The organism is Geodermatophilus sp. CPCC 205506, assembly GCF_051383635.1.
Classification (GTDB): domain Bacteria; phylum Actinomycetota; class Actinomycetes; order Mycobacteriales; family Geodermatophilaceae; genus Geodermatophilus.
This window is the reverse complement of record NZ_JALPKP010000056.1, coordinates 12,874-33,208: the sequence shown is the minus strand read 5'-3', so window position 1 is coordinate 33,208 and position 20,335 is coordinate 12,874. Positions and strand designations below refer to the sequence as shown.

Below are 20,335 nucleotides of genomic sequence, written 5' to 3'. Positions count from 1 at the left end.
GTGCTCGAGCGCCTGAGCTGACGGAGGACCCCCTGCCCCCCACCGCTCGCAGGCTCGCGGCGGGGCCCTGCCGGGGGCCGACCAACGGTCAGTGGCCGGCCCCCGCGTGCCGTTCGCAGCACGCGGGGGCCGCCGGTCCCGCGGTCAGGCCGCCTCGACGGTGAACGGCACGGTGAGCACGTCGCCGTCGGCGAGCCGGAACTGGGCCCACAGCCGGTAGGTCCCGGCGGTCGGGAACTCGGCGTGGACGTCGAGCTCGGGGCCGAAGCTCTGGCCCGGCAGGGCGAAGACCGGGCGACCGGACGCGTCCTCCACCTCGGCGTGCTCGTGGGCGAACGTCGTCCCGTCGGCCCGCATGACCACGACGTGGCCGGCGGCGGCGAGGTAGGGCTGCAGGTCGTCGACCGGCCGACCGGTCTCCGCGTCGGTGAACTCGACGTGCAGGTCGCTGCGGCTCCCCACCTCGGCGTCGCCCCCGAGCTCGACGCGGACGCCGTCGACGACCACGCTGCGCGGACCGGCCGCCAGGACCACCGGCTCCGGCGCGGTGCCGGCCACGGTCACGACCTGCCGCTGGTGGACGTCGGCCATCTCGCCCTGCCGGCGGAACTCGGTGTTGACGACGTACCGGCCGGCGGTCGGGAAGGTGAGCTCGACGGCCAGCTGTCCGGGCGCCCCGGTGGGCTGCGGGTGGACGTGCGCGAACGTGCCGAGGTCCTCGCGGGTGGCGATGAGGTGCATCCACGCCTCGTGGCTGCGGGTGAGGTCCTCGACCGGGCCGCCGGTGGCGGTGTCGACCACGGTGGCGACCAGCCGGGCCGGTTCCCCGGGGCGGACGTCCGCGGGCAGCTCCAGCCGCACCTCGACGCCCGCGTCGGCGGCCTCGGTGGGCGGCACCTCGGCGGTCATCATCTCGCTCATCGCCGGGCGCATCGGCATGCCGGTGCCCTGCATCCAGGCCAGCGTGCCGTTCATGCCGCGCTCGGCGGCGTCCATCCGGCTGACCGCGGTCAGGCCCGCGCCCAGGGCCAGGGCGACGACCGCGACCCCGGTGAGGTAGGCGTACTGGCCGACCCTGGCGCGCACCGGCGGGTGCAGGATCTCCGCGACCGTGGCCGGGCGGCGGAACCGGCGCAGCCGCAGCGCGTTGGTCAGGACGCTGACCGAGCTCATCGCCATCGCCGCGCTGGCCAGCACCGGGTCCAGCAGCAGGCCGTCCCATCCGTACAGCGCGCCGGCGGCGACCGGGATCAGCAGCAGGTTGTAGCCGAACGCCCAGGCCAGGCCCTGCTTCATCGTGGTGACGGTGCGCCGCGAGAGCGCGATGGCCGAGACGATGCCGCGCAGGTCGCCGCCGACGAGGGTGATGTCGGAGGCGGCGATGGCGACGTCGGCCCCGGTGCCGATGGCGATGCCGACGTCGGCGGCCGACAGCGCGGCGGCGTCGTTGATGCCGTCGCCGGCCATCGCGACCACGTGCCGCTGCTGCTGCAGCTCGCGGACCTTCGCCGCCTTGTCGGCCGGCAGCACGTCGGCGAGCACGTGCTCGATCCCGACCTGGTCGGCGATGGCGCGGGCGGTGGCGGCGTTGTCACCGGTCAGCATCCACACCTGCACGCCCAGCGCCCGCAGCTGCGCGACGGCCTCGGCGGACTCCGGCCGGACGGTGTCGGCGACGGCGATCGTGGCGGCCGGCAGGCCGTCGATCGCGACGAACATCGGGGTCTGCCCGGCCGCGGCCGCGGCCGCGGCGGCACCGGTCAGCCCGGACACGTCGATGCCGCTGGCGCGCATCAGCGCCTGGTTGCCGACGAGGACGCGCCGGTCGCCGACGGCGGCGTCGATTCCGTGGCCGGGGACGGCCGCGAAGGAGCCCAGCGCCGGCACCCGCAGCCCGCGGTCGGCCGCGGCCGCCACGATCGCCTCGCCGACCGGGTGCTCGCTGCCCGCCTCGGCGGCTGCGACCAGGGCCAGGACGTCTTCCTCGGTCCAGCCGCCGGTCGTGGTGACCGACGTGAGGGCCGGCCTGCCGCGGGTGATCGTTCCGGTCTTGTCGAGCACGACGGCGGTGACCCCGCGGGCGGTCTCCAGCGCGTCCCCGTTGCCGATGAGGATGCCGAGCTCGGCGGCGCGGCCGGTGCCGACCATGACCGCGGTCGGGGTCGCCAGCCCCAGCGCGCACGGGCAGGCGATGATCAGCACCGCGATCGTCGTCGTGATCGCCATGGTCAGCCGGCCGGTGTCCGGCCCGAACAGCGCCCACGCCACGAACGTGGCCGCGGCCAGCAGCAGCACGACCGGCACGAACCAGGCCGAGACCCGGTCGGCGAGCCGCTGCATCGGCACCTTGGCGCCCTGCGCGTCCTCGACCAGCCGGACGATCTGCGCCAGCGCGGTGTCCTCGCCGACCGCCGTCGCCCGCAGCACCACCGTGCCGGTGCGGTTGAGCGTCGCCCCGATGACGGTGTCCCCCACGGCCTTGTCGACCGGCAGGCTCTCGCCGGTCAGCATGCTCTCGTCGACCGCGGTCGCGCCGTCGGTGACCACGCCGTCGACCGGCACCTTCTCCCCGGGCCGCACCCGCACCAGGTCCCCGACGACGACCTGCTCGACCGGGACGTCGACCTCGGCGCCGTCGCGCAGCACCCGCGCCGTCCTCGGAGCCAGACCCACGAGCGCGGTGATCGCCGCGGCGGTGCGCTTCTTCGCCCGGCCCTCCATCCACCGGCCGGCCAGCACCAGCGCCAGGATGACCAGCGAGGTCTCGAAGTAGACGTGCAGCGGCAGCCCGAGGCGCTCGGCCGCGGCCGGCCACAGCGTGACGAAGGCGCTGTACGCGTACGCGACGCCGGTGCCCAGCGCGACCAGGGTGTTCATGTTCGTCGACCGGTGCCGGGCCGCGGTCCACGCGGCGCGGTAGACCTCGCCTCCGGCCCAGAACTGGACGACGGTGGCGACCACGAGGATCGCCGGCATCAGCCAGTCCATCGTGTCCAGGTACAGCGGCACGTACATCAGGGCCATCAACCCGAGGCCGACGGCGAGGGTGACCTGCCACTTCCGCTTCAGCGCGGCCAGGTGCCGGTCCCCGTCGCCGTCCTCCGGCCCGGCTCCGGCCGGCGCGGCTACCGGCTGCGCCTCGCGGCGGGGGGTGGCGGTGTAGCCGGCCCGGGCGACCGCGGCGGTCAGCTCGCCGAGCCCGGCGCGGGCCGGGTCGAACCGGACGGTGGCCACCTCGGTGGCCAGGTTGACCTCGGCGGCGGTGACGCCGTCGACGCGGGCGAGGGCCTTCTCCACCCGGCCCACGCAGGAGGCGCAGGTCATGCCGCCGATCTCGAGCGTGCACGCGGCGGTGGCCTCGGTCGTGGCGGGAAGCGGCGCGGTCGTCGTCATTGCGGAGCTCCTGGTCGCAGGGGCGGTGGGCTGGAACCGATGCTCGGCGGCGGCCTCCCGGCTCGGACCGGGGAAACCGCCGGGATCCGTGTCAGACCTGCGCGGCCGCGTAGGCGGCCGGTGTCCAGGCGGCCGTGACCTTGTGCCGGAGGGTCGCGCCGAGGCGGCGGTAGAACCGCTGGGCGTCGACGTTCTCGACCTCCATGCCCCAGCGGATGAGCATCTGCTCCGGCGCGGCAACGGCGGCGAGGGCGGCCATGAGCGCGCGGCCGACACCGGCGTCCCGGTGCCCGGGGCGGACGTAGAGGTCGTCGAGGGCGAGGACGTCCCCGCCGCTCCACAGGTGCAGCTGGCGGACCGCGGAGACGTAGCCGACGGGCGCACGGCCGCGCTCGGCGAGCAGCACGGTCACCTCGGGCCGGGCGAGCAACGTCCGCCACTGCTCGACGTCGACGTGGACGTGCGCGGTCTGGTCCTCGTGGGCGGCGATCTCGCCGACCATGGCGGCCACGTCGCCGGCGTCGGCCGGCGAGGCCCGCCGGACCGTGATCGGAGCTCGCGGGCGGTCGGTCAGGGGCAGGACGGTCATGTCGGGCTCCTCGGGGTCGGACGGGCGTCCCGGGGTCGCCGGCGGCGGGAGCGCGGGGTGCGGGCTCCCGGCGCCGGTGTGGTCAGGACAGGACGCGGTAGCCGGCCTCGTCGACCGCGGCGGCGATGTCGGCGCGGTCGACCGGACCGGTGGCGGTGACCGTGACGGTGCCGCCGGCCAGGTCGACGGTGACGGTCTCGACGCCGTCGACGGCGGCGATCTCCGCGGTGACCGCCCGGCGGCAGTGCTCGCAGGTCATCCCGGCGACGGAGAAGGTGGTGGCACCGGTGAAGGTGCGCGGCGTGGCGGACAGCATGGGAACTCCTGGTGGTCGGTGCGGCATCGGTCGGGGATCAGGGTCGGCGCGGAGGGGGTGCCTCCCGCCGGGGAGCTCGCCGGGGTCGGCCCGGTCAGTGGCCGTGTGCGCCGTGCCCGTGGCCGGCGGCGCCCACAGGGGGCCTGCCGCCGGGGACGGCGAGCAGGGTGAGGACGACCAGCGCGCCGAGGACACCGGCGGTGACCGCGAAGGCCCGGCCGTAGCCGTCGACGAAGCCGGCGGAGGTGGCCAGGTCCCCGGCGACGGCAGTGAGCGCGGCGACGCCGAGGGCGGCGCCGATCTCGTGGCCGGTCATCATCAGCCCGGACGCGAGCCCGGACCGGTCGGCCGGCACGTCGCTCATCGCGGCGACGGCGATGGCCACGAACATGGGGCCGACGCCGGCGCCGACGAGCAGGAAACCGGGCAGCACGTCGGTGGTGTAGGAAGTACCGCCCGCGTTCGCGGCCAGCAGCAGCACGCCGGCGGCCATGACCACCAGGCCGCCGAGGATCAGCGTGCGGGCGCCGAGGTGGCCGATCACCTTCGACGCGGCGGCGGCAGCCAGGGTGATCGCGGCGGCCAGCGGCAGGAACTGCAGCCCGGCGACGACCGGCGAGGAACCGACGACGGCCTGCAGGTACAGCGAGGACAGGAAGATCGCGCCGACCACCACGCCGGTCACGCCGGCCATCACCGCCGAGGCCGAGACCAGCGACCGCATCCGCCACGTCGCCGGGGGCACCAGCGGGTCGGCGGCGCGCCGCTCGAGCCGGGCGAAGGTGGCGAGCAGCACCGCTGCGGCGGCCAGCGCCGCCCACGTGCGGGGTGCGGCCCAGCCGGCCGAGCGGGTGGCCTCGATGCCGGACACCAGCGCCAGCAGACCGCCGACCAGGGTCAGCGCGCCGGGGAGGTCCAGCCGGCGCAGCGCCCGGGGCTGCGAGCCGCCGCGGGCCACGGCCCGCAGGGTGCCGAGCACGACGGCGATGCCGATCGGCACGTTGATGAAGAACACCGCCCGCCAGCCGAGCGCGCTGGTCAGCGCCCCGCCGAAGAGGACGCCGGCGGCGATGCCGAGGCTGCCGACGGTGCCCCAGGCGGCGAGTGCGGTCTGCCGCTGCCTCCCGGCGTAGGCGGTCATGATGATCGACAGCGCGGCCGGGGTGAGCAGCGCCGCACCCGCGCCCTGCGCCGCGCGGGCCAGGACGAGCGTGAGCGGGGTCTGCGCCAGGCCGCTGACCAACGAGGCGACGGTGAACAGGCCGACGCCGGCGAGGAACGCCCGGCGCCGGTCGAGCAGGTCGGCGATCCGGCCGCCGAGCAACAGCAGCCCACCGGAGAGCAGCACGTACGCGCTGATCGTCCACTGGTGGTCCGCGGCCGACAGGTGCAGGGCGTCGCTGATCGACGGCAGCGCGACGTTCACCACCGACACGTCCAGGATGACCATGAACTGGGCGGCGATCATCAGCGCGAAGACCGCCCACGAGCGGCGCGGCTCCTCCGCGGCCGGCGGCGACGGGTGGTCCGGTGCGTGGTGGGCCGGGTGCCCCTGGGCGTGGGCGTGAGGCGCACCGTGCCCCTGGGCGCGGGGCGCACCGTGCGCCTGGACGTGGGCCGCCGGTGCGGCGGTGGGGTGGGCCGACATGGCTCCTCCTCGAGGTGGGGACTGTGGGGCCGGCTGCCACGCTCGCCGTCGCCGAGCTCACTCACGCCGGGAGAACCACCAGGTCTCCGAACCCCGGACCCGTCCGCTGCGGTCGTTACGGTTCCGTCGTGCTGGCCGGACGGGACCGCGAACGCGCGGCGATCGCTGCACTGCTCGAGGCCGCCCGCAGCGGCGCGGGCGGGTCCCTGGTGATCCACGGCGTGGCCGGGTCGGGCAAGTCGACGCTGCTGGCCGACGCCGTCTCGGCCGCCACCGGCATGCGGGTGCTGCGCACCTCCGGGGTGGAGTCGGAGTCGCCGCTGCCGTTCGCCGCGCTGCAGCGCCTGCTGTGGCCGCTGCGCGCCCGCATCGACGCGCTGCCGGCGCCGCAGGCAGCGGCGCTGCGCGCCGCGCTGGGCGAGGCCGCCGGGGAGGGCGACCGGTTTCTCGCGTTCCTCGGCACGCTGAGCCTGCTCGCCGACGCCGCCGAGCAGAGCCCGGTGCTGGTCGTCGTCGACGACGCGCACTGGCTCGACGACGCCTCCGCCGCGGCGCTGCTGTTCGCCGCGCGCCGGCTGCAGGTCGAGCCGGTCGCCCTGCTGTTCGCCGCCCGCGACGGCGACGTGCGCACCCTCGACAGCGGAGGCCTCCCCCTGCTCCCGGTCGGCGGCATCGACGCCGGCGCCACCGGCGAGCTGCTCGCCGCCCGCACCGGCCTCCCCGTCCCGGCCGACGTGCGCGACAGGCTGCTGGCCAGCACCGGGGGCAACCCGCTGGCGCTGGTGGAGCTCGCCGAGGTCCTGACGGCCGGGCAGCTGTCCGGCCGGGAGCGGCTGCCGGCCCGCCTGCCGCTGACCGAGGGGGTGGAACGCGCCTTCCTCGACCGGTACCGACGGCTGTCGGAGCAGGCCCGGACCCTGCTGTTGGTCGCGGCCGCCGACGACTCCGGCCGGACGCGGGTCGTGCGGCAGGCCGCCGCGGACCTCGGCGCGGACGAGGACGCGCTGCTCGAGGCCGAACGCTCCGGCCTGCTGCGGGTCCACGGCGCCGAGGTCGACCTGCGCCATCCGCTGGTGCGCTCCGCGGTGTACGGGGCCGCGACCAGCACCGAGCGCCGTCGGGCGCACCGGGCGCTCGCCGCCGTCCTCACGGGTCCGGGTGAAGCCGATCGGCGCGCCTGGCACCTGGCCGCCTCCGTGGAGGAGCCGGACACGGCGGTCGTCGCCGAGCTCGACGCCGCCGCGGACCGCGCCCGGGCCCGCGGCGGCCTGGAAGCCGCCGCGTCCGCCTGGGAGCGCGCCGCCGAGCTGTCCCCGGCCGGGGAGGCCCAGGCCGGGCGTCTCTACGCGGCCGCCCGCTCGGCGTGGTTGGCCGCGCAGCCTGCCCGGGCCCGGGCGCTGGCCGACGCTGCGGCCACCCAGGTCCGCGATCCGCTGCTGCGCGCCGACATCCGGCGCCTGCGGGCCCGCATCGAGTGGAACGTCGGGTCGTTCCACACCGGGCACCGCATGGTGCTCGCGGCCGCCGCCGAGGTCGCCCCGCACGATGCCCAGCGGGCCCGGGAGATGGCCATGTTCGCCGCCGCGCTCGCCGCCTTCGGCGCGGGTTCCGGCAGCACCGTCGACCTCACCGCGCTGGTGCCGGTGCCCGGGCCCGAGGCGCCGGCGCGTGCCCGCTGCTTCTCCGATCTGCTGTCCGGCCTCGCCGCGGCGGTCGCAGGCGACTGGGCGGCGGCGATGCCGCCGCTGCAGGCGGCCTTCACAGCGGCCGAGAGCCTCGCCGAGGAGGACGCCGACCTGCTGCCCAACCTGGGCATCGCCGCGATGTACCTCGGCGACGACACCCTGACCCGGCGCTACCACGAGCAGCTGCTGACCCGGGCCCGCAGCACCGGCGCGGTGGTGATGACCCTGTACTCCCTGACCCGGCTCGGTCTTCCGGAGCTGGCCACCGGGCGGTGGACCGCGGCCCGCGCCGCCGCCACCGAGGCGTTGCTGCTGGCCGAGCAGTCCGGGCAGCGGGGCCTGGCGGCGCTGCCGACGGCCTGGCTGGCGCTGCTCGCCGCGCTGCGCGGCGACGAGGACGTCGAGCAGCACCTCGCCGACACCGAGCAGATCTGCGCCGACCACTCCCTGGGGATCCTGGCCGAGGTGGTGCCCGACGTGCTGCGCTGGGCCCGCGGCGTGCAGGTCGGCGCCGATGCCGGCGCCGCGCTGCACCAGCTCGAGCAGCTCCGTCATCCCATCACCCGCCGCCTGGCCGCGATCGAGCGCATCGAGGCCGCGGTGCGCGCGGGGCGGGCCGACCTGGCCGGCGCCTGGGTGGACGAGCTCGCCACCTTCGCCGATGCCACCGGCTCGGCCTGGGCGCAGGCCTCGGTCGAGCACGGCCGCGCGATGCTCAGCGCCGGCCCCGAGGCTCGTTCCCACTTCGAGCTGGCCCTGGCCGCGCACGCCAGGACCGAGCGCCGGTTCGACCGGGCGCGCACCCAGCTGGCCTACGGCGCCGCGCTGCGCCGCGGCCGCCGGCGGGTCGACGCACGGCCCCACCTGCGCGCCGCCGTGGAGACGTTCGACGACCTCGGCGCGCGCGCGTGGGCCGAGCGTGCCCGCCAGGAGCTGCGGGCGTCCGGGGAGACCGCCCGCCGCCGCGACGTCTCCACCGTGGTGGACCTCACCCCGCAGGAGGTGCACGTGGCTCGCCTGGTGCGGCAGGGGCTGGCCAACCGCGACGTCGCCGCGCAGCTCTACGTCAGCCCCCGCACCGTCGACTTCCACCTGCGGAACGTGTTCGCGAAGCTCGGCCTGTCCAGCCGCACCGAGCTGGCCGCCCACCCGCTCGACTGACCGGGCACGTCCGCGTGCCGAACCTGGCGGTTTTCCCGGCGTGACGCCGCCGGCCCGCTCCTAGCGTCCCGAGCCAGATCCCAGCCCGGACCGAGGAGCCTCCGATGACGCCCACCACCGCTGCGGCACCGGTGTCCGCGATCCGCCGGGGCGGCGGCCTGCGCGGCGCACTCACCCACCGCTGGCCGACCGCGCTCGGCGCCGTCGCCGCCGTCAACAGCCTCGTGCTGGTCGCACGGCTGCCCGAGGCCGCGCAGGCCTGGATCAGCGCCTGGTGCGTGCTGCTCGCCGCCGTGATCTACCTGACGTGGGGCACCGCCCGCGGCGACCTCGCCGACCGGCGGCTGCTCACCGCGCAGACCGCGGCCGTGCTCGGCTTCGGCGCGGTGGCGATCGCCGCGGTCGCCGTCGACCCGGCCGCCGCCCGCTACGTGCTCGCCGCCGGCTGGCTGGCCCACGCGACCTGGGACGTCGTCCACCACCGCATCGGCCGGGTCGCGCCCCGCTGGTACGCCGAGACCTGCCTGGTCGCCGACCTCGTCCTCGCAACCGCGCTGCTCACCGTCGGCCTCCCGTAACCGCCCAGGCCACCGCCGTCACCCCGCTCATGTCTGGAGACACCGTGCCCATCCCCGTCACCGACCAGCTCCTCGACGTGCTCGTCGTCGGCGCCGGCCAGGCCGGCCTCGCCCTCGGCCACCACCTCGCCGCGCGTGGAGCGGACTTCCTGCTGCTCGACGCCGGCCCGGAGATCGGCTCCAGCTGGCGGTCCCGCTGGGACTCCCTGCGGCTGTTCAGCCCCGCCCAGTACGACTCGCTGCCCGGCCTGCCGTTCCCCGCCCCGGCCGACACCCACCCGGGCAAGGACGACGTCGCCGACTACCTCGCGCAGTACGCCGCGCACTTCGCACTGCCGGTGCGGCTGAACTCCCCGGTGCTGCGGCTGCACCGCGACGCCGACGGCACCTTCGCGGCCGCCACCCCGGCCGGGACGCTGCGCGCCCGGCAGGTCGTCGTCGCCACCGGCCCGTTCCAGACCCCGCACGTCCCCGCCCTCGCCGACCGGCTGGACCCGCTGGTGCCGCAGCTGCACAGCGCCGGGTACCGCAACCCCACCCAGCTGCCCGGCGCCGGCCGGGTGCTCGTCGTCGGCGCGGCCAACTCCGGCCTGCAGATCGCCGCCGAACTGGGCGCCACCCAGGCGGTCACGGTCGCGGTCGGCACCCGGCCGACCGAGCTGCCCCAGCGCATCGCCGGCCGCGACCTGTTCTCCTGGCTGTCGGCGGTGGGCTTCTTCACCGTGCCCGCGCACACCCGCATCGCCCGCCGGTTGCGCGCCCGGGGTGACCTGGTCATCGGCACCCGCAGCCGCGAACTGCGCCGCCGCGGCATCGACTTCCGGCCGCGGCTGACCGACCTCGCCGGCCGCACGGCCCGCTTCGCCGACGGCACGGCGGTCGACGTCGACGCGGTCGTGTGGGCGACCGGCTACCGGCCCGACCACTCCTGGCTGCACGTGCCCGGCGTCGTCGTCGACGGCCAGGTCCGCCACACCGCCGGGGTCACCGACGTGCCCGGGCTGTACGTCCTCGGCCTGCCATGGCAGACCTGCCGCGGCTCGGCACTGCTCGGCTTCGTCGGCGCGGACGCCGCCGCTCTCTCCGACCGCATGGCCGACGACGCGGCACACGGGCAGCGCCCCGAGCCGGCGACCCCGGCGGTTCTCCCGGCGTGACCCCACCGCCGCGTCGACAGGGTCGGCTCACCGCAGTCCGGCCCGCCGAAGGAGGCACCCGTGTCCACCACCAGCCTGTCCCCCACCACGGCCCCCGCCGCGGGTGCCGACGTCACGGCGGCCCGGTTCCTCGCCGGCCTGGCCGTCACGCTGCTGCCGCTGCTGGCCGCCGTGATCGCCCTCGAGCTCGGGTGGCAGGCGTTCGCCGGGGACGCCTGGCCGGTCGCCGGTGCCGTCGCCGTCGGATGGGCGCTCGGCGGCGCGGCCTGGCTGTGCCGCCGCGGCTGGCGGACCGGCGCCGTGCTCGTGGTCACCGGTGCGCCGGCGGCCGTGCTGGCCGGACCGGCCGCGCTCGGCTGGCTGTCCCCGGCCGGCCTCGTGCTGTGGGGACCGGTGAGCACCGTGCTGGCCGCGGCGCTGGTGATGGCCGCCGACCCGCTGGGTCCGAACGGCCCGACCCCCGCTCGCGACTGAGCCGCTGAGGAAGTCCCGGGAGCCCCGAGTCGATCCACCCGCCGGAGAGGCGAGAGCCCGCCCTCCGTTCGGAGGGCGGGCTCCCGTCGTCACCCGCGATGCGGCTGTGGGTCAGTTGTCCTGGAGGTAGGACAGCAGCCGCAGGATCTCCAGGTACAGCCAGACGACGGTCACGAGCAGACCGAAGGCGACGTACCAGGCGAACTTCGCCGGGGCGCCGCGGCGGATCGCCTCGTCGGCCATGTCGAAGTCGAGCAGCAGCGAGAAGGCCGCGACACCGATGACGACGAGGCTGAAGACGATGGCCAGCGGGCCGCCGTCGCGCAGGCCGAGGCCGCCGGGGGTGAAGAAGCTCGCGATCAGGTTGACCAGGACCAACGCCAGGACACCGAACATCGCGCCGACGATCCAGCGGGTCAGCTTCGGCGTGACCCGGATGGCGCCGGTCTTGTAGACGACCAGCATGCCGAAGAAGACACCGAAGGTGCCGATCAGCGCCTGGACGACGATGCCCGGGTAGATGGCGTTGAACGCCTCGCTGATCGCGCCGAGGGCGACGCCGTAGAGCGCGCCGTAGGCCAGCGTGGCGGCCGGGTTGGCGATCTGCTTGAACGCGATCACCAGGCCGAGGACGAACGCGACGAGCACGGCCGGCAGCGCCAGGCCCCAGGCGGCCTGCCCGGGCATCGCCCAGACGGCGGCGGCGGCCAGGACGGTGACGAGGAAGGACAGGCCCGTCTTCTGGACGACGTCGTCCATCGTCATGTAGCGGGTGGTCGGCGGCGCGTACGGCGAACGGGCGTACGGCGACGGCGCGGCGTACGGGTCCTGCGTCGGGGCGCCGTACTGCGGAGCGCCGTACTGGGGCGCCCCGTACTGCGGGGCGCCGTACTGCGGAGCGCCGCCCCACTGGGTGGGCTGCTGGCTGTTGCCGGCGCCCGCGTTCGCGAAGCCCCGGCCGAAGACCGGGTTGTGGCTGGGCATCGTCATCTCCTCGAGGTGACAGGCGGTCGTGGGGTCTACGGTCCTGCACCCCACTCGTGCCGGTCAACGCCTGAGTGGGCGGTTGCGTTCCGGCTCCCCACGGCGGGTCACCCCTCGGGGTCGGAGCGTGCGGCGGCCCGTTCCCCCGAATGGGGGACAGGGACACCCCCTCGTTCGGATTGGTTCCGAAACGGATGGGCGCGGATCGTCGCTGCGAGCAGTCCAGCACCTCGCCAGGCAGCCGACTCCCAGCCCCGGAGCCCCTCATGGACCTCGCAGACACCCCGCTCCCCCGCCGCACGGTGCTCCGGTACGGCTTCGGAGCGGCGGCGACCACACTCCTGGCGAGCGCCGGCCTGCTCGCGTCGGCCGAGCGAGCCGCCGCCGACGTCGTCAACGCCCAGCTCCACGCGCTGAACGGCGAGCGCATCATGATCGACGGCCTGATCGTCCCGGTCCTCGGCTTCGGCAGCACCGCGCAGCGGGCCGAGATCCCCGGCGGCCGGCTCGAGGTTCAGACCGGCGACACGGTGAACGTGACGATCACCAACGGCACCACGCGCCAGGTCGGGCTCGCCGTTCCCGGCGTCCCCGGCGTCGACCCCGCTCCCGTCCCACCGGGGACCAGCCGCACCGTCTCGTTCAGCGCACCGTCCCGGCCGGGCACGTTCTCCTACGTCGGCACGATCGACGGCAGCGCCGACACCGGCCGGGCGCTGGGGACCACCGGAGCCCTCGTCGTCCGGTCCCGGGAGGACCCGAGGTCCATCGAGGCCAACTTCCCCGGCTTCCTGGGCCGGGCGCGCCGCCAGCCGCTGTTCGGCAACCAGCAGGCGGCGATCCCGACCGAGATCGTCCAGGAGCGCACCTGGCTGTTCGCCGAGCTGAACCCGGCCACCGCCCGGGATCTCGCCGGCGGCCGGGTCGCTCTCCCCAGCGACCCCGAACCCGAGTACTTCCTCATCAACGGGATCAGCGGGATGTTGGCGGTCGAGGACCCCGCCACGTTCCTCGAGGGCCGGGCGGGGTCACTGCTCACGCCCGGGGACGCCACGCTCGTCCGCATGATCAACACCGGCCGGGCGCCGCGGTCGGTGCACTTCCACGGCAACCACATCTGGGTGCTCAGCCACCCGGATACACCGTGGATCGTCGGCGCCAACAAGGACACGGTGCGCGTCCCCCCGGGCACCGTCGTGGACGTGCTGTTCCCGTTCAACACCCCGCCGGACTCGCTCCCCGTGGTCGACCGGGCCCAGAAGTACGTGGTCCACGACCACATCGAGATGGCCGAGACCGCCAGCGGTGGCCACTACGCCGGCGGCATGGTCTCCGAAGCCGTCTTCGACTGAGGAAGGAGCTGATCAGCATGGCCGGAGGACTCGTCCCCATCGACCAGAACCGCCCGGCGGACCTCACCCAGTCCACGCACTTCGGGCACAACTACCCGGAGGCCGGCCCCGAGACCCCGGGGCGGGTCCGGCCTGACGTGGCCTTCGTGCGCAAGGTCTTCAACGACAAGCTGGAGTTCTCGGACGGGGAGGACGTCGAGTTCTGGGCGTTCAAGGACCCGGACGACGACAAGCCCTTTCCCTCGACGCCGATCCGGGTCCGCCAGGGTCAGGTGGTCCACGTGACGATCGAGCCGTCGATCAACCGGCACACGATCCACCACCACGGCATCGAGCCGTCCACCTACAACGACGGGGTCCCGGACACGTCGTTCACCGTCAGCGGCGACTACACCTACCAGTGGCGGGCCGCGCGGGCCGGCACGTTCTTCTACCACTGCCACCGCAACGCCCCGCTGCACGTGCAGATGGGCATGTTCGGCTACCTGGTGATCGACCCGCCGACCGGGCCCGGGACGTTGTACGTCGGCGGCCCGCAGTACGACGTCGAGGCGATGTGGGCGACCTACGACATCGACCCGTCCTGGCGCGACTACAACCACGCCTCCGGCGAGGAGAACGCGATCGCCGACCGCACCCGGCTCAACCGCTTCCGTCCGCGCTACTTCACGATCAACGGCGTCGACGCCCGGCGGTCGCGGAACAGCGCGAAGACGACGGTGCGGGCCCGGGTCGGCCAGCGGGTTCTCCTGCGGCACCTGACCGGCGCGTACTTCGTCAACGTCGTCCGGTTCCCGGCCGCCCTGGAGCCGGTCGCGCACATGTCCGACGGCGAGCTGCTCCCCGCGCCGACGCCGCTGCCGGGCAACGTGCTCACGACGACCACGGCCGAGCGCTACGACCTGATCCTCACCCCGAGGACCACGGGGACGCACACCGTGACCTACGAGTTCCGGCACTGGCTCACCGGCGCCCTCGCCGGCACGGCCACCGCCCACGTGATCGTGACCTGACCGGACGGAGACGACGTCATGCGCACCTGGAACAGGACGACGGTCATCGGGGCGGCCGCCGGGTTGGCCCTGGCGGCCACCGCGACGACGACCCTGGCCGCGGCCCTGGCGGACGACGGCCGGCACCTCGAGGCCGACTTCACCAACGGCGGGCACGCCTGGCTGGAGCTCGAGGACCGCAACGTCGTGCCCGCGATCTGCTTCGTCTGGGACAACGACGCCCCCCAGGACGGGGACAGCATCGAGAGCCGGATCCTGACCCGCGACGGTGCTGAAGCGGTGTATCTGGGCATCAGCGACCAGTGGGTCGACGGTGGTGGGTCCGGCTGCGAGGTGATGCGGGAGGACCAGGAGTTCCGGGACGTGTTCGAGGACCCGGACCAGTACGTCGTGGAGGTCCGGGTCGTGGAGAACCAGGGAACGCCGGTGACTCCCCCCTTCCGGTCCGGGCCGCTGGAGCTCACCGACGGCACGTCCGGGTGAGCCGCACGGTGGGGTGCTGCGCGGCGAGAACGGCGCGATCAGCAGCTCGGCCGATGTCGGCCCGGCGGCACCGCCGGCTGATCGATGAGTTCCGCGCCTGCGTGCGGTCAGAGCCTCCAGGACCTGCTGAGAGACTCCCGCACCCGTACGCGGAGGAGACGCATGGCCAAGCTGATCTACTCGATGATCACCTCGCTGGACGGCTACGCCGAGGCGGCGGAGGGCGACATCGGCACCGGCGCGGCCGACGACGAGGAGGTGCACACCTTCATCGGCGACGTCTTCCGCCCGGTCCGCACGTACCTCTACGGCCGGCGCATGTACGAGACGATGGTCTTCTGGGAGACCGCGCACACCCTGCCCGACGCGCCACCGCACATCGTGCAGTACGCCCGGGACTGGCAGGCCGCCGAGAAGATCGTCTACTCCACGACGCTGGACTCGGTGTCGAGCGAGAGGACCAGGATCGAGCGGACCTTCGACCCGGACGCGGTGCGCCGGCTCAAGGCCGAGGCCGACCACGACCTCACCGTCGACGGCCCCAACCTCGCCGCCCAGGCGATCGCCGCGGGCCTGGTGGACGAGTACCACCTCTTCGTGACGACCAGCGTGGTCGGTGGCGGCAAGCGGTTCTTCCCCGACGGCGTCCGCCTCGATCTGGAACTGGTCGAGGAGCGCGCCTTCGACACCGGTCTGGTCTACGCGCGCTACCGGACCCGCTGAGCCGGGCACCTGGCGCCGGCGGGTCGGCAGCGACCCCGCGGGCAGGCGAGAGCGGCCGGCTCCTGACGGTGCCCCCGGTCGGGTTCGAACCGACACTGGGACCCTTTTAAGGGGCCTGCCTCTGCCAGTTGGGCTACGGGGGCCGCCGGGAACGCCAGCGCCGCGGCACGAGCGCACCACGCCGTGTCCTCAGCTGGCCTGGGCGCTCCCCGGCCGGGCCGGGTCGACCGCCGGCGGGGGCAGCTGGCCGGCGCGGCCGGTGTTGGCCGCCGCGACGAACTCGCGGCGCGGGTCCTGGAGCTGGCCCAGCGAGATGACCTCCCGGCGGAACACCGCGGCGAGGGTCCAGTCGGCGACCACCCGCGCCTTGCGGTTGAAGGTCGGCACCCGGCTGACGTGGTAGCTGCGGTGCATGAACCAGGCCGGCCAGCCCTTGAGCTTCACGCCGTAGACCTGCGCCACGCCCTTGTGCAGGCCGAGGCTGGCCACCGACCCGGCGTAGCTGTGCCGGTAGGGCTGGGGCTGCCCGCCGCTGAGCACCGCCACGACGTTGTCGGCGAGCCGCTTGGCCTGCCGGACGGCGTGCTGCGCGTTGGGCGCCGTGGTGGCGCCGGGCTCGCTCTTGGTGAGGTCGGGGACGGAGGCGAGGTCGCCGGCCGACCAGGCGTCCGGCATCCCCGCCACCTGCAGGGTCGGCTCGCAGACCACCCGGCCGCGCTCGTCGAGCGGCAGGTCGGTGGAGGCCAGCATCGGGTTCGGCTTGGTGCCCGCCGTCCAGACGAGGGTGTCGCTGGCGAACTCCTCCCCGTCGGAGAGGCGGACGGTGCAGGAGTCGGAGATCGACTCCAGGCGGGTGTTCAGCCGCACGTCCATGCCCCGCGCGGTGAGCTGCTTGACCGTCCACGCGGCCATGTCCAGGTCGACCTCGGGCAGGATCCGCCCCATCGCCTCGACCAGCACCCAGCGCATGTCGTTCGGCGAGAGCCGCGGGTAGTAGTGGCTGACGGCGTAACGGGCCATGTCCTCGAGCTCGGCGAAGGCCTCGACCCCCGCGTAGCCCCCGCCGACGAAGGTGAAGGTCAGCGCGCGGCGGCGGACCGACGGGTCGTCGGTGGAGCTGGCCGCGTCCAGCCGGGCGAGCACGTGGTTGCGCAGGTAGATGGCCTCGCCGACGTTCTTGAACCCGATGCCGTGCTCGGCCAGCCCGGGGATCGGCAGCGTGCGCGCCACCGAGCCCGCGGCCATGACCAGCACGTCGTAGGTCAGGTCGAACGGCTCGCCCTCGATGGGGGCGATGCGGGCCCGCTTCTCGGCGTGGGTGAGCCCGGTGACCGCGCCGGTGACCACCCGGCAGCGCGGCAGCGTCCGGCGCAGCGGCACCACCACGTGCCGCGGCTCCACCGAGCCGGCCGCCGCTTCGGGCAGGAAGGGCTGGTAGGTCATGTGCGGCTGCGGGTCGACGACGACGATCTCCGCCCGGCCCCGCGACAGCTTCTTCTGCAGCCGGAGGGCGGTGTAGAGGCCGACGTAGCCGCCGCCCACGACCAGGACCACGGGTCGCTGCGCCATGGGGCGAGCCTAGGGGTGCGGCCCGGTCGCCGACACCGTGGCGGCGACCTGGGTGGCCCGGGACAGGACGGCGTCCAGCATCGGTTCGGTGAGCTTGCCGGTGAAGGTGTTCTGCTGGCTGACGTGGTAGCTGCCGAGCAGGGTGAGCGGCCCACGCGGGCCCTCGAGCCGCACCTCCACGCCGTGCCCGAACGCCGGACGCGGCCTCGGCAGCCGGTAGCCGGCCTGGGCGAGCACCGGCCACAGCGCCGTCCAGCCGAAGCCGCCGAGGACGACGACCACCCGCAGCCGCGGCAGCAGCTCCAGCTCCCGGGCCAGCCACGGTGAGCAGGTGTCGCGCTCCTCGGGTGTCGGGGCGTTGGCGGGCGGGGCGCAGCGCACCGCCGCGGCGACCCGGACGCCGGTCAGCTCCAGCCCGTCCCCGATGTGCGTGGACGTCGGCTGGTTGGCCAGCCCGGCCCGCCACAGCGCGGCGAAGATCCAGTCGCCGCTGCGGTCGCCGGTGAAGACCCGGCCGGTGCGGTTCCCGCCGTGCGCCGCCGGCGCCAGCCCGACGACCGCGATCCGGGCGTCGGCCGGCCCCAGCCCGGGCACCGGGCGGCCCCAGTAGTCCTGATCGCGGAAGGAGGCGCGCTTCACCCGGGCCACCTCCTCGCGCCAGGCGACCAGCCGCGGGCAGGCGCGGCAGCCGGAGACCCGGGTGTCGAGGACGGCGAGGTCGCGGGCACCCCGCGCGGAGCGGACGACGCCGGCCGGGCTGCGGGTGACCGGGAAGCCGGCCGGGTCGGTCGCCACGGGGGAAGTGGACCACCCGGGCCGACACGAGGGGCGCCCGGGGCGGCATGATCGCCGCCGTGGCCAGGAAGAAGAAGCAGAAGGCACCGCTGACCTTCAAGCTGCTCGGCACGGGCATGGCGGCCGGCACGGGGATCGCCGTCCGGAAGCTCGCCGACGCGAGCTGGTACGCGGCGCGCGGTTCCGCCCCGCCCAAGAACCCGGCCGCGCCGGGGGTCGGCTGGGGCGAGGCGCTGGCGTGGGCCGCGGTGTCGGGGGTCGCCGTGGCGGCCGGCCGGCTCGCCGCCGCCCGCGGTGCCGCCGCGACCTACCAGTCGCTGACGGGGAAGCTCCCGCCCGGGCTGAACACCGACAGCCCCAGCCCCTGACTCAGCGCCCGGCCAGTCCGAGGGCGATGCCGTCGAGGATGTCGTGCTCGCTGACGACGACGTCGTCGAGGGCGAACGCGTCCATGATCACCCGCAGGATGAGCGAGCCGGCGCCGATGACGTCGACCCGCCCCGGGTGCATCACCGGCTCCGCGGCCCGCCGCTGCCGGGTGGCGGTGAGCAGGCCGGCGGTCACCGACCGGACGCCGGCCACCGGGATGCGCGAGCCGTGGATGACCACCGCGTCGTAGGCGGGCAGGCCGAGCGCGAGCGCGGCGACGGTGGTGACCGAGCCGGCCAGCCCGACCAGCGTGGCCGCCTCGTGCACCGGGACCGCGGTCTCGACCTCGGCGAGGGCGGCGCGGATGTCGGCCTCGGCGCGCTGGATCTCGTCGGCGGTGGGCGGGTCGCCGTGCAGGTGCCGCTCGGTGAGCCGGACGCAGCCGACGTCGACCGACCGGGCGGCGCGCACGCCTGCGGAGTCGCCGAGGACGAACTCGGTCGAGCCGCCGCCGATGTCCACGACGAGGTACGGCGGGTGCGGCGCGGGCTGTCCGTGCGCGGCGACCGCGGCGTCGAGCGAGGCGGTGGCCCCGAGGTAGGACAGCCGCGCCTCCTCGTCGCCGGCGACCACGTCGGGCAGCTGCCCGAGCGTCGCCACCACCATGTCCTCGAAGTCGGTGCGGTTGGCGGCGTCCCGGCTGGCGCTGGTCGCGACCATGCGCACGTCGGTGGCGCCGAGCTCCCGCGCCCGGGCGGCGTACTCGGCCAGCACGACCCGGGTCCGTTCGATCGCCTCGGGTGCCAGCCGGCCGGTGGCATCGACGCCCTGGCCCAGCCGGACGACCTCCATCCGGCGCAGCAGGTCGGTGTGCGGTCCCTGGACGGGCACGTCGGCGACCAGCAGGCGGATGGAGTTGGTGCCGCAGTCGATCGCCGCGACGCGGGTCACGCGCTCTCCTCGGGTTCGGGCCGGGCGCAGGGGCCGTTCGCCCACCACTGCCCCATCTCGGCGACCGCGCGGTCGCCGATCGGGTTGACGCCGGGGCCGGCGGCGAGCGCGTGCCCGGCCAGCGCGTGCAGGCACTTGACCCGGTCGGGCATGCCCCCGGCGGTGTGGCGGGTGGGCAGCACGTCGAGGGCGTCGCGCTCGGCGAGGTAGGCCTCGTGCGCGGCCCGGTACCGGGCGGCCAGCTGGGGGTCGGTGCCGAGCTCGTGCTGCCACTCGCGCATCCGGCCGGCCGACTCCAGCCGGCTGGCGGCGGCCGAGGCGCGCGGGCAGGTCAGGTAGTACAGCGTGGGGAACGGCGTGCCGTCCTCCAGCCGCGGGGCGGTCTCGACGACGTCCGGCTGGCCGCAGGGACAGCGGTGCGCCACGGCGCGGACGGCACGCGGCGGCCGGCCCAGCTGACGGGACACGATCTCCCGCTCCACCGGGGTCACCGGTTCCTTCACTCGCTCGGCTCCTCGTCGCCGTCGGCATCGGCGACCGACTGCAGCAGCGCCTCGTACCAGGGCAGCTCGCCGTCCTCCGGCTCGGGGACGGTGCCGGCGTCGCCCTCGACCGCCGCTCCGTCGACGACGACGAGCAGCCGGTCACCGGGCAGCACGTAGGTCAGCCGTTCGCGGGCCTCCCGGGCGGTGAACGCCGGGTCGTCCTGGCGCTCCAGCTCCTCCTGGAGGTCCTCGATCCGCTGGTCGAGCGCGGTGCCCTCGGCGGCGAGGGCGGTCAGCTCGGCGCGGCCGGCGAGGTACTGCCTTATCGGCCCGGCGAGGGTCAGGGCGAGCAGCAGCACCAGCCCGACCAGGACCACCGCCCGGCCGGTGAACAGCGGGCGGCGCGGCGCGCCGCCGGACGGCGCCGGGCGCGCGGTGCGCCGCTTCGACCGCCGGGGCTCCGGCCGGCTGCCCGCACCGGAGCGGGAGCCGGCCGGTACCGGTCGGGACGCCGCGTTCGTGAGCGGCCGCCCGGTGGTGCGCCGCCGGGCGGGAGGGACGGCGCCCGCCCCGCCGCGGCGACCGCGCGCCGCGCTCATCGGGCGGAGGA

Annotated in this window: 19 protein-coding genes and 1 tRNA gene; 9 read left to right on the top strand and 11 right to left on the bottom strand. The window is 75.4% G+C overall.

Going from position 1 to position 20,335, the window contains the following annotated elements:
• Positions 1–144: 144 nt before the first annotated feature.
• From MY520_RS23745 to MY520_RS23730, 4 genes are all read right to left on the bottom strand, one after another.
• Complete coding sequence (locus tag MY520_RS23745) at positions 145–3,393, bottom strand: heavy metal translocating P-type ATPase (RefSeq protein WP_436695135.1); 3,249 nt, start codon at positions 3,391–3,393, stop codon at positions 145–147.
• 91 nt (positions 3,394–3,484) lie between these two features.
• Positions 3,485–3,982 (bottom strand): N-acetyltransferase family protein, encoded by a 498-nt coding sequence (locus MY520_RS23740; protein WP_436695133.1) that lies wholly within the window; start codon positions 3,980–3,982, stop codon positions 3,485–3,487.
• A gap of 82 nt (positions 3,983–4,064) precedes the next feature.
• Entirely contained in the window at positions 4,065–4,298 is a 234-nt protein-coding gene (locus tag MY520_RS23735; protein WP_436695131.1) for a heavy-metal-associated domain-containing protein, read from the bottom strand.
• Between the two features lie 94 nt (positions 4,299–4,392).
• Entirely contained in the window at positions 4,393–5,946 is a 1,554-nt protein-coding gene (locus MY520_RS23730; RefSeq protein WP_436695129.1) for an MFS transporter, read from the bottom strand.
• Positions 5,947–6,074: 128 nt separating this feature from the next.
• Between MY520_RS23730 and MY520_RS23725 the strand changes: the two genes are divergently transcribed.
• From MY520_RS23725 to MY520_RS23710, 4 genes are all read left to right on the top strand, one after another.
• Positions 6,075–8,792, top strand: coding sequence for an AAA family ATPase (locus MY520_RS23725; RefSeq protein WP_436695127.1), 2,718 nt, complete (start codon positions 6,075–6,077; stop codon positions 8,790–8,792).
• A gap of 104 nt (positions 8,793–8,896) precedes the next feature.
• Complete coding sequence (locus MY520_RS23720; RefSeq protein ID WP_436695125.1) at positions 8,897–9,370, top strand: hypothetical protein; 474 nt, start codon at positions 8,897–8,899, stop codon at positions 9,368–9,370.
• A gap of 44 nt (positions 9,371–9,414) precedes the next feature.
• Positions 9,415–10,527 (top strand): flavin-containing monooxygenase, encoded by a 1,113-nt coding sequence (locus MY520_RS23715; protein ID WP_436695123.1) that lies wholly within the window; start codon positions 9,415–9,417, stop codon positions 10,525–10,527.
• Positions 10,528–10,587: 60 nt separating this feature from the next.
• Positions 10,588–11,001: a hypothetical protein gene (locus MY520_RS23710; protein WP_436695121.1), complete on the top strand. Its 414-nt coding sequence runs from the start codon at positions 10,588–10,590 to the stop codon at positions 10,999–11,001.
• Positions 11,002–11,112: 111 nt separating this feature from the next.
• Here MY520_RS23710 and MY520_RS23705 read toward each other — a convergent pair whose 3' ends face one another.
• Positions 11,113–11,985 carry a Bax inhibitor-1/YccA family membrane protein gene (locus tag MY520_RS23705; RefSeq protein WP_436695119.1) on the bottom strand — a complete coding sequence of 291 codons (873 nt, stop codon included), beginning with the start codon at positions 11,983–11,985 and terminating at the stop codon, positions 11,113–11,115.
• Between the two features lie 266 nt (positions 11,986–12,251).
• Here MY520_RS23705 and MY520_RS23700 point away from each other — a divergent pair, with 266 nt between their 5' ends.
• From MY520_RS23700 to MY520_RS23685, 4 genes are all read left to right on the top strand, one after another.
• Entirely contained in the window at positions 12,252–13,337 is a 1,086-nt protein-coding gene (locus tag MY520_RS23700; RefSeq protein ID WP_436695117.1) for a multicopper oxidase domain-containing protein, read from the top strand.
• Between the two features lie 17 nt (positions 13,338–13,354).
• Entirely contained in the window at positions 13,355–14,350 is a 996-nt protein-coding gene (locus MY520_RS23695) for a multicopper oxidase domain-containing protein (protein ID WP_436695115.1), read from the top strand.
• A gap of 18 nt (positions 14,351–14,368) precedes the next feature.
• A complete protein-coding gene (locus MY520_RS23690) occupies positions 14,369–14,833 on the top strand; it encodes a hypothetical protein (RefSeq protein ID WP_436695113.1) in 465 nt (154 codons plus the stop codon).
• A 162-nt stretch (positions 14,834–14,995) separates the two neighbouring features.
• On the top strand, positions 14,996–15,556 hold the full coding sequence (locus MY520_RS23685; protein ID WP_436695111.1) for a dihydrofolate reductase family protein: 561 nt from the start codon (positions 14,996–14,998) through the stop codon (positions 15,554–15,556).
• Between the two features lie 69 nt (positions 15,557–15,625).
• Here the strand turns inward: MY520_RS23685 and MY520_RS23680 are convergent.
• From MY520_RS23680 to MY520_RS23670, 3 genes are all read right to left on the bottom strand, one after another.
• A tRNA-Leu gene (locus MY520_RS23680) sits at positions 15,626–15,699 on the bottom strand.
• A gap of 46 nt (positions 15,700–15,745) precedes the next feature.
• The gene (locus MY520_RS23675; RefSeq protein ID WP_436695109.1) at positions 15,746–17,125 is read right to left on the bottom strand and encodes an NAD(P)/FAD-dependent oxidoreductase; all 1,380 of its coding nucleotides are present in this window, start codon (positions 17,123–17,125) and stop codon (positions 15,746–15,748) included.
• A gap of 9 nt (positions 17,126–17,134) precedes the next feature.
• Positions 17,135–17,920, bottom strand: a complete 786-nt coding sequence (locus MY520_RS23670; RefSeq protein ID WP_436695107.1) for a uracil-DNA glycosylase — start codon at positions 17,918–17,920, stop codon at positions 17,135–17,137.
• 59 nt (positions 17,921–17,979) lie between these two features.
• On the opposite strand from MY520_RS23670, the gene MY520_RS23665 reads away from it, so the two are divergent.
• Positions 17,980–18,288 carry a DUF4235 domain-containing protein gene (locus MY520_RS23665; RefSeq protein WP_436695105.1) on the top strand — a complete coding sequence of 103 codons (309 nt, stop codon included), beginning with the start codon at positions 17,980–17,982 and terminating at the stop codon, positions 18,286–18,288.
• A 1-nt stretch (position 18,289) separates the two neighbouring features.
• Here the strand turns inward: MY520_RS23665 and MY520_RS23660 are convergent, their stop codons facing one another.
• Genes MY520_RS23660 through MY520_RS23650 form a run of 3 tightly spaced genes read right to left on the bottom strand, consistent with a single transcriptional unit; the run spans position 18,290 to position 20,324 of the window.
• A complete protein-coding gene (locus MY520_RS23660) occupies positions 18,290–19,240 on the bottom strand; it encodes a Ppx/GppA phosphatase family protein (protein ID WP_436695103.1) in 951 nt (316 codons plus the stop codon).
• A complete protein-coding gene (locus tag MY520_RS23655) occupies positions 19,237–19,743 on the bottom strand; it encodes a DUF501 domain-containing protein (protein WP_436695101.1) in 507 nt (168 codons plus the stop codon). The genes MY520_RS23660 and MY520_RS23655 overlap by 4 nt, the downstream gene beginning before the upstream one ends.
• Positions 19,740–20,324, bottom strand: coding sequence for a septum formation initiator family protein (locus MY520_RS23650; protein WP_436695099.1), 585 nt, complete (start codon positions 20,322–20,324; stop codon positions 19,740–19,742). Before MY520_RS23650 ends, MY520_RS23655 begins: the two co-directional genes overlap by 4 nt.
• Positions 20,325–20,335: the final 11 nt, after the last annotated feature.